This window comes from Citrobacter sp. Igbk 14 (assembly GCF_028069825.1).
GTDB lineage: Bacteria > Pseudomonadota > Gammaproteobacteria > Enterobacterales > Enterobacteriaceae > Citrobacter.
Window position 1 is genome coordinate 20,043 of sequence record NZ_JANEWM010000010.1, and the last position, 12,888, is coordinate 32,930.

Genomic DNA, 12,888 nt, shown 5'->3' on the forward strand with positions numbered 1-12,888 from the left:
CTGGCGTAATAGGTATTTATTTAGTCAGAATGAGTTTACCGGCATGTGTCTGGCGCAGCAGGTAGTGCTGACCATCATGTTCTATGATCACTCGTCCTTCATTTCCCAGCAGGCTTTTACTGTCAATCCGACGTTCGTCAGGCGTGACAGAAGGCGGTGTTTTTTCTTTTGCAGGCGTTGCTGTAGTGTTATCCATACGTGACATAGTGTTTAAAAATGACAATCAATGTAACAATGATAATCATTATCAATAAACTGAGAATTTGCATCAAGCCTTTTTGTGAAATAATTGTGACGGGATAAAATTTGCGTGATTGTGCTGCATTAAAAAAGCCCGGTAGCATTACGCTGACCGGGCCTGGAGGGGCACGAACCGTAGGTCGGGTCAGGCGAAACCGCCACCCGGCATGATTTTAGAATCGACTGTCTACCGCCGCGGCGAGTTTTTCGACCAGCAGTTCCGTATCTTCCCAGTTCAGGCAGGGATCGGTGATTGACTGACCATAAACCAGTGGCTGGCCGCTGACGATTTTTTGCGTACCTTCGCGTAAGAAACTTTCCGCCATGATCCCGGCTATTGCCGTCGAACCATTGCGAATCTGCTGACAGACGTCATCGCACACTTCTAACTGACGGCGATGCTGCTTCTGGCAATTGCCATGGCTGAAATCCACCACCAGATGCTCCGGCAGAGAGAATTCATGCAGCGTATCGCAGGCAGCGGCAATATCTTCGGCAGAGTAGTTCGGCTTTTTACCACCGCGCATGATGATATGACCGTAGGGGTTGCCGCTGGTCTGATAGATAGTCATCTGCCCGGTTTTATCCGGAGAGAGGAACATGTGGCTGGCGCGTGACGCGCGAATAGCATCGACGGCGATACGTGTATTGCCATCTGTGCCGTTTTTGAACCCGACGGGACAGGAGAGCGCGGAAGCCATTTCACGGTGAATTTGGCTCTCTGTGGTGCGTGCACCAATTGCGCCCCAACTGATCAGATCGGCAATAAACTGACCTGTCACCATATCGAGGAATTCAGTGGCTGTCGGGACACCCAGTTCGTTGACCTGTAACAGCAGTTTGCGTGCCAGCTCAATACCATGATTTACGCGATAGCTGCCATTCAAATCCGGGTCGGAAATGAGGCCTTTCCAGCCCACGACGGTACGCGGTTTTTCAAAATAGGTACGCATCACGATTTCCAGACGCGCCTGGTGTTTAGTACGCAGTGCCTGCAAACGCGTGGCGTATTCCATGGCGGCATCGAGATCGTGAATCGAGCAAGGGCCAACGATGACCAGCAAGCGAGGGTCTTCACCATTCAAAATTTTTTCTATCCGGCGTCGGGAATCCGTAACATGGCGGGCGACGGAGGACGAAACAGGATGCCGTTGCGCAAGCTCTGCTGGAGTGACCAGGTTGTCAATACGCGCAGTACGGAGTTCATCGGTTCTGTTCATTACTTATCTCAGAAATTTGTTGCTTCAACGGCAGGACTACCGGGAAGTGATGTACATCACAATATCACACTCATCCTGCCTGGTGGCGAGCATAATAACAAAAAATCGAACCAATGCACTAGCATTCTAGTACATGCGGCGATTCAGCCCCATGATGTCGAGGATCTTGGTGGCAATCTCTTCTACTGAATAATTGGTACTGTTCAACCACGGAATTTGATTTTTCCGGTACAGCGCCTCTACTTCAGCAACTTCCATTCGGCACTGGCGCAGCGAGGCGTAGCGGCTGTTTTCACGGCGTTCTTCGCGGATGGCCGTCAGGCGTTCAGGGTCAATCGTCAGACCAAACAGTTTGTGTTGTAACGGCTTCAGAGAGGCGGGCAGTACCAGATTATCCATATCATCGGCAATAAAGGGGTAGTTAGCGGCCCGGATACCAAACTGCATTGCCAGGTATAAGCTGGTAGGCGTTTTTCCGCAGCGGGAAACGCCAAGCAGGATCACCTGTGCCTGATCAAGGTTGCGCAACGAGATACCGTCGTCGTGCGCGAGGGTATAATCAATGGCGGCAATACGCGCATCATACTTGTTGAGGTTGCCAGGATTCAGGCCGTGCGTGCGATGCGCTATCGGTGTGGGGTCGAGTTTCATCTCGTGCTGCAGCGGGGCGACCAGTGCCTGGACGATGTCCTGGCAAAAACCCTCACTTTGTAAAATGATCGAGCGAATTTCCGGCAACACGATGGAGTAGAATACCAGCGGACGCACACCTGTTTGTTGATAAATGGCGTCAATCTGGTCTTTAACCGCACGAGCACGACTCTCATTTTCAACAAACGGCAGCGTAATGCTGCTGATCGTGACCGGAAATTGCGACATTACCGCATGACCCAATACCTCTGCGGTGATGGCGGTGCCATCAGAAATATAAAATACATGACGATCAACAGCATTATCCATTTTGCTCATCCTGGGGGCAGACATAATTCTCTGAAAGCATAAATTAAAATTCGTCAGAAGCGAATATTGCTGTATCTATTTTATAAAATGAAACGCTATTTTTATATTTAATGAAAAGTACATTTCATTTTTCGGAACAAATGTTTATACCGACTGATTTTGTGGTGATCCCGTGCCGTTCGCGGGTTTGCGCAAATGCGGAAAGAATCTGAAAAAATAAAAAATAAAGTTGCTTGAACGATTCACCGTTTTTTTCGCTGAGGTAAATATGCCAAGATAATTACGCAAAATTGAGTTTCCTAACCTCGTTCATATATAAGGATTGTTCGATGTCCAACAATGGCTCGTCACCGCTGGTGCTTTGGTATAACCAACTCGGCATGAATGATGTAGACAGAGTTGGGGGCAAAAATGCCTCCCTGGGTGAAATGATTACTAACCTTTCAGGTATGGGCGTTTCCGTACCGAATGGTTTTGCAACGACCGCCGATGCGTTTAACCAGTTTCTGGACCAAAGCGGCGTAAACCAGCGCATTTATGAGCTGCTGGATAAAACGGATATCGACGATGTTACCGAGCTTGCAAAAGCGGGTGCACAGATCCGCCAGTGGATTATCGACACTCCTTTCCAGCCTGAACTGGAAAATGCCGTCCGCAATGCCTACGCGCAGCTGTCAGCGGACGATGCCAATGCTTCTTTTGCCGTGCGTTCCTCCGCTACCGCAGAAGATATGCCAGATGCGTCATTTGCGGGCCAGCAGGAAACGTTCCTTAACGTCCAGGGGTTTGATGCGGTACTGGTCGCTGTCAAACACGTGTTTGCCTCGCTGTTTAACGACCGCGCAATCTCCTATCGTGTTCATCAGGGCTATGATCACCGCGGCGTAGCGCTGTCTGCGGGCGTTCAGCGTATGGTGCGTTCTGACCTGGCGTCTTCCGGCGTCATGTTCTCCATTGATACCGAATCCGGCTTCGATCAGGTGGTGTTTATCACCTCCGCGTGGGGACTGGGTGAAATGGTGGTGCAGGGTGCTGTGAACCCGGATGAATTCTACGTGCACAAACCGACCCTGGCGGCCAACCGTCCGTCCATCGTGCGTCGTACTATGGGCTCTAAGAAAATCCGCATGATTTATGCGCCGACTCAGGAGCATGGCAAGCAGGTTACCATTGAAGACGTTCCGCAGGTGCAACGCGATATTTTCTCACTGACCAACGAGGAAGTGCAGGAACTGGCGAAGCAGGCGGTGCAAATCGAGAAGCACTACGGTCGTCCGATGGACATCGAATGGGCTAAAGACGGTCATACCGGTAAGCTGTTCATTGTACAGGCTCGCCCGGAAACCGTGCGTTCTCGTGGCCAGGTGATGGAACGTTATACGCTGCATGCGCAGGGTAAAATTATTGCTGAAGGTCGCGCCATCGGTCACCGCATCGGTGCTGGTCCGGTAAAAGTCATTCATGACATCAGCGAAATGAACCGCATTGAGCCCGGCGATGTGCTGGTTACCGACATGACCGACCCGGACTGGGAACCGATCATGAAAAAAGCGGCGGCGATCGTCACCAACCGCGGCGGTCGTACCTGTCACGCGGCGATTATTGCCCGTGAACTGGGCATTCCGGCGGTTGTTGGCTGTGGCGATGCGACCGAACGCATGAAAGACGGCGAGAAAGTCACTGTCTCCTGTGCGGAAGGCGACACCGGCTATGTGTATGCCGACATGCTGGACTTCAGCGTGAAGAGTTCCAGCGTGGAAACCATGCCGGATCTGCCGTTGAAAGTGATGATGAACGTCGGTAACCCGGACCGTGCTTTTGACTTCGCTTGTCTGCCAAACGAAGGTGTCGGCCTGGCGCGTCTCGAATTTATTATCAACCGTATGATTGGCGTGCACCCACGTGCACTGCTGGAATTCGATGATCAAACGCCGGAACTGCAAAACGAAATCCGCGCGATGATGAAAGGGTTTGATTCACCACGTGAGTTCTACGTGGGTCGCCTGACTGAAGGGATCGCGACGCTGGGCGCGGCGTTTTATCCGAAACGCGTCATCGTGCGCATGTCGGACTTTAAATCCAACGAATATGCCAACCTGGTCGGCGGTGAGCGTTATGAACCGCATGAAGAGAACCCGATGTTGGGCTTCCGTGGCGCCGGTCGTTATGTTGCGGATAGCTTCCGTGACTGTTTTGCGCTGGAATGTGATGCCGTAAAACGTGTCCGTAACGACATGGGGTTGACTAACGTGGAAGTAATGGTACCGTTTGTTCGTACCGTTGCTCAGGCGAAGGCGGTCGTGGAAGAGCTGGCACGTCAGGGGCTGAAGCGCGGCGAGAATGGACTGAAGATCATCATGATGTGTGAGATCCCATCCAACGCCTTGCTGGCTGAACAGTTCCTCGAATACTTCGACGGCTTCTCTATCGGGTCTAACGACATGACACAGCTGGCGCTGGGTCTGGACCGTGACTCTGGCGTGGTTTCTGAGCTGTTTGATGAGCGTAACGATGCGGTGAAAGCACTGTTGTCGATGGCGATTCGTGCTGCTAAGAAACAGGGCAAATACGTTGGTATTTGTGGTCAGGGCCCATCTGACCACGAAGACTTCGCGGCTTGGCTGATGGAAGAGGGGATCGACAGCCTGTCGCTGAACCCGGACACCGTAGTACAAACCTGGCTGAGTCTGGCTGAACTGAACAAGTAATATCATGCCTTATCCGGCCTATTCAACGTAGGCCGGATAAGATGCGTTAGCATTGCCATCCGGCGCTTTATCCGGTAATACTCTCCACGCTCAAACGCTGAATAATATCCTGACGTAGCTGAAATTTTTGGATCTTGCCAGACGCCGTGCGCGGTAACTTCTCGACAACCACGATGTGCTCCGGGTACTTGTATTTTGCTACCCGTTTACGGCTAAAAAAGGCCACGACAGATTCCAGCGACAGCGAATGGTGCGGAGGTTTTAGCACCACATACGCACACGATCTTTCGCCTAAACGATCGTCAGGCATTGCCACAACGCAGGCATCATGGATACGCGGATGCTGCAACAGAATATCCTCGACCTCGCGGCTACTGATATTTTCTCCACCGCGCACAATAATATCTTTCTTACGCCCGGTGATTTTGATGTATCCGGCATCGTCCATTCGGCACAAATCGCCGCTGTAATACCAGCCGTCATTATCCAATGCTCGGGCGGTCAGTTCAGGTTCATCAAGGTAACCCATAAAGACATTGGGTCCGCGGGATGCCTCTTCTCCTTCCATACCCGCAGGCAACGTGTTACGTGCCTCATCGACGACTTTAATTTCCACGCCGGCAGCGGCATATCCGTCGGTGTTCATCATGCGGGAAAGTGAATCATCCAGATTGACCACCGCGTGCGGCGAGCTTTCTGTTGAGCCATAGACGCTTAACAGTTTAATGCCGAGCTGCTGACAATCGCGGGCTATTTTTTTCGGAATAGTGGTGCCGCCGCATAAGAAAAAGCGTAACGACGAGAGATCGTAGGGATGTTTTTCCACACTACACAGCATGTCATAGACGAACGGTGTAGCGCCGAGTACGCAGGTACAGCGCTGTTGTTCGAGCAATTCGAGGCAGGCAGTGGGAGTAAAAATATCCAGCAGTACGCTGCGTGCGCCAATTAAAAACGGCGCGGTCACGCCATGTAAAAAACCGGTAGCATGGCCGAGTGGCGCAGGCATTAAAAATACATCCAGCCAGGTGAGATTAAGACGGGCACAATAGGCGCGTTCACTGGCCAGGATGTTATTGTGGGTCAGCATTACCCCTTTGGGCATACCCTCTGTTCCGGAAGTAAACAGCACCGCAGCCAGTTCATCGGCATGCACACTAATTGGCTGGGTTAATGGTGGCGATAACAGAAGCTGGCTGAGTGCCTGTGAGTCTGTCGCGGGTGCCAGCTTATCGACGGCAACAATCTGTTGCAGATGCGGCAACTGGTTTTGCAAGGGCAGGATCAGATCCACCGGCCGGGTTTGTTTAAACAGCGTAGGAGCGAAAAAAATCTTTGCCTTGCATTTGTTCAGTACCCATACCAGTTCGGCTTCGCGCCAGGCAGGAAGTAGTGGTACGGAAACCGCCCCGGTTTTCAGACAGGCCAGATAGATAAGGGTGAATTCACACCAGCCGGGCAATTGAAAGGCGATGCGGTCACCAGGCTGGATTCCGCAGGCTAACAACCAGGTCGCCAGACGGCTGGCTGCACTGTCGAGCGCGGCGTAGGTGTATGAATCGCCGTGGTTATCGACCACCGCGATTTTATCCGGCATCGCCTGGGCGGTTTGGCTCCAGTAATCACCCAGCGATGCATCCCCCCAAAATCCTTGTTGTCGATAAGCTTCCCGACGTTCGGCATTAAACGTTAATGTGACACTCATGAGTTATTTCCTGGATAATTTCGGTACACGTCCTGCCGGATAACAGACGTGCTGTACCCGGCGTACAACAGGCGATACGTGTTAGCCGTAACGGAAATCCACACCAAATGTCCCAACCGGGTATTCCCATTGTTCGAGGATAGTGGAACCGCACAGAACCCGGCAGGTACCACATTCCAGGCAGCCGGCGGAATCAAAATGAATATTTCCACTTTCGTCCTGCTTATAAAGTCCAGCAGGACAGGCTTTCAGCAGCTTGCGAAATTCTTTCATGTCAGGATGTTCGGCAAGGATGATGTGCGGATGCCCCTCATCGACATTGAATTTGTTAACGCCCAGTTTGACGTCAACATTTACGGTGTTGTCCTGACTCATAGCGCGGTTGCTCCCTTGATGCCGTCTTTCAGTAGGTTCATCAGCCCAATCTGCTTCGCGTGGGACAAAATAGTCTTGCGAATTGGCTGGTTCGGGCTGCCATCAACGGTGAACATATCGCTCATGATATCGGCCACCATGCGCGGGTATTGGGTAAACAAACGGGGGTTTTCCATTAGCGCGGGGATCTTACGGAAATGTTGTAAATCACGTATTACACAACCCTGTTCAAGGGCGCGTTTGTAGTCCATCAGGCTGCTGGCGGAGAAATCCTGACGTTCTTTCGCGGCAATGGCGGTTTTGGCCGCAGCCTCTGCAGAAGCGATCGCCAAATCCATGCCACGCACGGTGTAGCCCAGGTTCAGACAAAAACCGGCGGCGTCGCCGACGATCATCACCCCGTCATCAACCAGCTTCGGTACCATCGCCAGGCCACCTTCCGGAACCATGTGCGCGGAATACTCCAGCAGCTCACCGCCGGCGATCAGTGGGCGAATAGTTGGGTGTTGTTTAAAATCTTCCAGCATTTGCGGAATGCTTTTTGTCGCATGCTCGATATCGCCCAGACCACATACCAGCCCTAGAGAGATGGAGTCTTTGTTGGTGTACAGGAAACCTCCGCCCATCAGTCCATTAGATGGCGAACCGGCAAACAACCAGGCGGCCCCTTCATTTCCTGATAGATTAAAACGATCTGCAATGACTGCTGGTGGCAGGCCGATCAGTTCTTTTACGCCAACGGCATAATGATGCGCCGAAGAGGTCGGTACCATTCCCAGTGAACGGCCCAGCATAGAATTGACGCCATCAGCAAGGATAACGATATTGGCTTCCAGGATATCGTCACCCGCCTGCACACCAGTGACTTTATTACCTTCTCGGATCAGGGAATCGACGCGAACGCCTGGAATAAACTGAGCCCCGGCCTGTTCGGCTTTTTCCATCAACCAGGGATCGAGTCTGTTGCGCAATACGGTATAGGAGTCCTGCGCTGGGCTGTTGTCTTTTTCACGATGGAAATCAAGGGTGACAGCACTTTCTTCGGTAAGGAAAGAGATTTTTTCGCGAGTCACTTTCCGTTCGACAGGGGCTTCCTCTGCGAAGCCGGGCATAATATGCTCAAGGCTATGTGTGTAGAGCCGTCCTCCGGTCATATTTTTGCTGCCAGCACTGTTTCCGCGCTCAATAACCAGCACGTCCAGCCCGGCCTGGGCCATCACGTAACCCGCTACCGCACCCGCCACGCCAGCACCGACCACAATGGCATCAAATTTTTCATCTGACATGTTCTTTGCTCCTTTCCCGCCGCGAATGCAGCGGGATATGTGCGTTAAATGTGGCAGTTAGCGACTGAGCTGTTCGATAAGGGCCGGGACGACTTTGTAAATGTCACCAACCAGACCGTAATCGGCGTAGTTGAAGATCGGGGCTTTTTTATCTTTATTGATGGCGACTATGATCTTCGCGCCGTTCCCGCCGACCATATGTTGAATTTGCCCTGAGATGCCCAGTGTCAGGTACAAATCTGATTTCAACAGCACGCCGGAAACGCCAATATAGCGCTCGCGCTCCATCCAGTTTTCACCTTCGGCAATAGGGCGTGAACAACCCACTTCGGCACCCAGAACGGCGGCAAGATTGCGTACCATCTGCAGATCGCTCTCGGCCACCAGGCCACGGCCGACGCCAACCACGCGTTTGGCTTTGCTGAGATCCACGCTGCTGAGGGATTTGGCTCGACGTTCCTGGCAAACAATCTCATGAAGTGGCGTGATATAAGGTGCTGAGACGACAGGGCATGTGTGTGCAGGATTGGCTTCTACTGGTTCAAACATGCCTGGGGCAAGTGTGATAATGGCCAGCGCGCTATTCAGTTTTTCTTTACCGAAGGCCAGACCGCCATACATACGGTGTTCTGCAAACAGCGTACCTGCATCGAGAGTGACCGATGTGGCGTCGTTTACCATCGCCGCATTGAGTTGAATGCTCAACCGCGCACCCAGTGATTTTGCGCGTTTAGACGCAGGCATCAGCAATAGACCGGTGTGTGTTTGCAGTAAGGCTGAGACAGTCTCGGCGTAGTTTTCAACACGTTGCAGCCCACAAGCGTGTTCGAGCACGATGATGTCATCGGCACCCAGCGCTTTAACCTGATCGGCCTGTTCGTTACCCTGCACAATAAGGTGTACCTGCTCGCCCCACTGGCGGGCGCCGGTCATTAATTCCGCATAGCGTTCTACGTTATCGCTAAACACCCATACGTTGGCTAATTTACTCATGATGATTGTTCTCCGTTGGGCTTAGTTCAGGGCTTTTTTCAGATGTTCGGCCAGTTCGGCAATGGCTTCTGCTGAGTCATTTTCCAAAATGATGTGCTTGCGTTCTGTCTGCGGTGGAACACTGAGGCTGACTAATTCCGCTAGTGGTGACGTTGGCGTCCAGCCAATATCGCTGGCCTGCCAGGGGGTGACGGGTTTTTTGCCGGCCCCAAGAATGGCTTTCATTGACGGAATCCGCGGTGTATTAATATCTGAGGTAACGCAAATTACTGCTGGGAGCGGCAGGTCAATGACTTCGACTTCATCTTCAAGGGTGCGCTCAACCAGTATGCGGTCGCCATTACGTTGGATCCTGCTTACCGCGTTAATCACAGGAAGCTGCAGGAGCTCGCCTACCAGTAAACCGACCTGTTGTGCGTAGACATCGCCGGACCCTTCACCGAACAGCATCAGATCGAATTCAATGTTTTTAGCCGCACAAGCCAGTGCCTGGGCAGTATCGAGCGGCAGCGCATGTTCCAGCTGTGGATCCTGCACCATAAACAGGCTATCCGGACCGCGGGATAGCACGTCTTTACGTACTTTAGAATTTTGCAACAAGGAGCCGCCCACCGTTAAGGCGACAATCTCATCGCCTTCAGCGGTAAGTTGTGTGGCGGCTTCAATCGCATTCAGATCAAATTGACTGATTTTGGCATCGGCCCGATCAAAGTTAAGCGAGCGCTCTGGGGTAACAACAATGTCCTGTTCTTCAGGCACCAACTTAAAGCAGGTTATTATTTTCATGGCATCTCCAGTGAGTCACGTTCGGATGATGACGGTGCGCGTCATTATCGGCAGTAGGGAAAATTTGACTGAAAATAGTGTGCGGCAGAGCGGGGCCTGTTTTCGACGGGGCAATCTGTTTTCATTACCAACAATCTTGCAGAAAAATGTGCAATGGGAATGCTCAGTTTCTAAGCGAGGGGTAAATATTGTGTACAGAAAATTACACCACGGAAACCCGAGTCGGGAGGGTAATTGAGAAATGCATCATATTTTTAATCGATATCTGGCGGCGTTTGTTTCTGGTATGTAAATCGTTAATGTTGAATTAATAACATTTATTCTTTTCAATTAGTATAAAACGTAAATAACGCAAGCTAAGAGCATTCTTGAGCAAGAAGTGTCATCTTGCAGACGACGCAAATAATTTTGTTTCGCTTGGATAGAATATCGTTGTATAACGTGGTTAATCGTTATCATTTAACACTATTAATTTTCCGCATATTTACCATCTAAAGGTGGAGGCTGTCATGTATCAACGATGTTTTGATAATGCCATGGAAACCCTTTTTGAGCAGGGGAAGACCCCCAGATTTTCGCGATTTGTCATCAGTGATGATCCTAACTGGGAGTCTGGTCACCATGTTCATGACAATGAGACAGAGCTAATCTATGTCAAAAAAGGTGTCGCGCGCTTAATCATTGATTCTTCACTGTACGTCGCACATGCTGGGGATATTGTGGTGATAGAACAAGGGAGGTTGCATGCCGTCGCCTCGGATAGCAGCGCGCCTGCCACTACCTACACCTGCGCACTGTACGGTTTTCGTTTCAATGGTTGGCAGGATAACCAGTTGTTGCAGTTACATTCGTGTCCGGTCATCAGCGTCGGCCAGGGAAAAGAGGTTATTAAGAGTATTTTTAATGAACTGAGTATTATGATACCGCAGTGTAAAAATAATCTGTCATCCTCAGCTTATGATGCCTTTGCCTATGCATTAACCGTCTTGTATTACGAAAACTTTAAAAATGCTTATCGTTCGGAGCAGGGGTATATTAAAAAAGACGTGTTAATTAAAGATGTTCTGGTGTATTTGAATAACAACTTTCGCGAAAAAATCACACTTGACCAGTTGTCTAAAAAATTTCGAGCCAGTGTGAGTTATATCTGTCACGAATTCACTAAAGAATATCGTATTTCGCCGATTAATTATGTTATTCAACGGCGGATGACGGAAGCAAAATTTTCGCTGACGAATACGGAAGCGTCGTTAGCGGAAATCTCGTGGCGGGTAGGGTATGAAAATGTTGATCACTTTGCCAAACTCTTTCAGCGACACGTAGGCTGTACTCCCAGCGATTATCGTAAGCAGTTTAAAAATAATCTGACCGAGCAGGAATGCCTGCAGCCGGAAGTCTGATTTTCTGGCGTAAGTCCGGATAGCGTTTATCCGCTATCCGGATGACAGAACGGCTTACTTGTTTTGATAATCTTTCAGGATCTGACGTCCGGCGACGTAGATCATGATTTCATCGGTGCCACCGCCAATGCGTTCGCAGCGCACATCGCGCCAGAACCGGGATACACGGGCTTCATCGGTATAACCCAGACCACCCATTATCTGAATCGCGTCGTCGATAACTTCCATCGCTGTGCGGGCGCAGTACAGTTTTGCCAGCGCCGCACTGGTACGCAGTGATTGTTCCTGATCGGCCTGCCAGGCGACTTTCAATACCATATTGCGCATGTTTTCGATTTTAACCGCCATCAGCGCCAGTTTTTCCTGGATCATCTGGTTGTGGCCAATCGGTTTACCAAAGGCGATACGCTGGTTGGCGTAACGTGCGGCATCCTCGAAAGCGCATTCGGCAAAGCCGGTGCTGCGTGCTGCGTTGATCAATCGCTCCATTTCGAAGTTGTACATCACGTTGAGGAAGCCCATACCTTCTTCGCCGACCATATCACTTTCGTCAACTTCAACGTCATCAAGATAGACTTCGCAGGTACTTAACATGTGCCAGCCGATTTTATGCAGCGGATTAACTTTGATGCCGGGTTTCTTCGAATCCACCCACCACAGGGTAAAGGCTTTCTTCGGATCTTTCGGCTCGGGATCGCGAGCCAGGACCAGCATATACGGGTACTCTTTGGCACCGGTAATAAAGGTTTTTTGCCCGTTAAGGTACACCTTGCCGTTTTTGCGGATGTAGCTGGTGGTGGCACTGTTGTTATCTGAGCCAGCGCCCGGTTCGGTTAACGCCAGCGCATAGGCTGGATCGCCTGTCTCCATAGTGCTTTCAGCTGTTTTACGTAGCTGCTCCGCGGAGCCAAAACGGCGCATACTGTGGATACACTGACCGTTAGTGATCAGAAAGGCAGGCGCACCACATTTCGAGACTTCCATCAGTGCCAGCATTTGCGTGACGTAATCTGCCGGAATGCCACCGAACTCTTCCGGCACGCCCAGCATCGAAATGCCGTTATCCGCAAGCGCGCGCATAAATTCTTTAGGGTAGGTGGAAGTTTGATCACAGGTGCGGAAATATTCTTCCGGGAAATTACTGGTGATCAGTTCCCGAATGCTGGCAAGCAGCAGCTCTTGTTCTTCAGTTAATGAAAAGTCCATCAGGGTACT

Annotated in this window: 11 protein-coding genes; 2 read left to right on the forward strand and 9 right to left on the reverse strand. The window is 51.0% G+C overall.

The genetic code is table 11. From position 1 onward, the window contains the following. Positions 1-16 precede the first annotated feature (16 nt). The 3 genes from hemP to ppsR all read right to left on the reverse strand — a co-directional run bounded on the left by hemP (position 17) and on the right by ppsR (position 2,420). On the reverse strand, positions 17-205 hold the full coding sequence (hemP, locus tag NNN64_RS05800; RefSeq protein ID WP_271440813.1) for a hemin uptake protein HemP: 189 nt from the start codon (positions 203-205) through the stop codon (positions 17-19). Positions 206-413: 208 nt separating this feature from the next. Further along, entirely contained in the window at positions 414-1,460 is a 1,047-nt protein-coding gene (gene aroH / locus NNN64_RS05805; RefSeq protein WP_005120291.1) for a 3-deoxy-7-phosphoheptulonate synthase AroH, read from the reverse strand. Positions 1,461-1,586: 126 nt separating this feature from the next. Further along, entirely contained in the window at positions 1,587-2,420 is an 834-nt protein-coding gene (gene ppsR / locus NNN64_RS05810) for a posphoenolpyruvate synthetase regulatory kinase/phosphorylase PpsR (RefSeq protein WP_137383349.1), read from the reverse strand. Between the two features lie 329 nt (positions 2,421-2,749). Here ppsR and ppsA point away from each other — a divergent pair, with 329 nt between their 5' ends. Next, a complete protein-coding gene (gene ppsA / locus NNN64_RS05815) occupies positions 2,750-5,128 on the forward strand; it encodes a phosphoenolpyruvate synthase (protein ID WP_271440766.1) in 2,379 nt (792 codons plus the stop codon). A gap of 67 nt (positions 5,129-5,195) precedes the next feature. Here the strand turns inward: ppsA and fadK are convergent, their stop codons facing one another. From fadK to NNN64_RS05840, 5 genes are all read right to left on the reverse strand, one after another. Further along, on the reverse strand, positions 5,196-6,833 hold the full coding sequence (gene fadK / locus NNN64_RS05820; RefSeq protein ID WP_271440767.1) for a medium-chain fatty-acid--CoA ligase: 1,638 nt from the start codon (positions 6,831-6,833) through the stop codon (positions 5,196-5,198). Between the two features lie 81 nt (positions 6,834-6,914). Next, on the reverse strand, positions 6,915-7,208 hold the full coding sequence (locus NNN64_RS05825; RefSeq protein WP_271440768.1) for a ferredoxin family protein: 294 nt from the start codon (positions 7,206-7,208) through the stop codon (positions 6,915-6,917). Next, entirely contained in the window at positions 7,205-8,494 is a 1,290-nt protein-coding gene (locus NNN64_RS05830; protein ID WP_271440769.1) for an FAD-dependent oxidoreductase, read from the reverse strand. The genes NNN64_RS05825 and NNN64_RS05830 overlap by 4 nt, the downstream gene beginning before the upstream one ends. Before the next feature lie 57 nt (positions 8,495-8,551). After that, positions 8,552-9,487, reverse strand: coding sequence for an electron transfer flavoprotein subunit alpha (locus NNN64_RS05835; RefSeq protein WP_271440770.1), 936 nt, complete (start codon positions 9,485-9,487; stop codon positions 8,552-8,554). A gap of 21 nt (positions 9,488-9,508) precedes the next feature. After that, positions 9,509-10,273: an electron transfer flavoprotein gene (locus tag NNN64_RS05840; protein WP_271440771.1), complete on the reverse strand. Its 765-nt coding sequence runs from the start codon at positions 10,271-10,273 to the stop codon at positions 9,509-9,511. Between the two features lie 509 nt (positions 10,274-10,782). Between NNN64_RS05840 and NNN64_RS05845 the strand changes: the two genes are divergently transcribed. Further along, positions 10,783-11,673 carry an AraC family transcriptional regulator gene (locus NNN64_RS05845; RefSeq protein ID WP_271440772.1) on the forward strand — a complete coding sequence of 297 codons (891 nt, stop codon included), beginning with the start codon at positions 10,783-10,785 and terminating at the stop codon, positions 11,671-11,673. A gap of 54 nt (positions 11,674-11,727) precedes the next feature. On the opposite strand, the gene NNN64_RS05850 is transcribed toward NNN64_RS05845, so the two are convergent. After that, positions 11,728-12,879: an acyl-CoA dehydrogenase gene (locus tag NNN64_RS05850; protein WP_271440773.1), complete on the reverse strand. Its 1,152-nt coding sequence runs from the start codon at positions 12,877-12,879 to the stop codon at positions 11,728-11,730. Positions 12,880-12,888 lie beyond the last annotated feature (9 nt).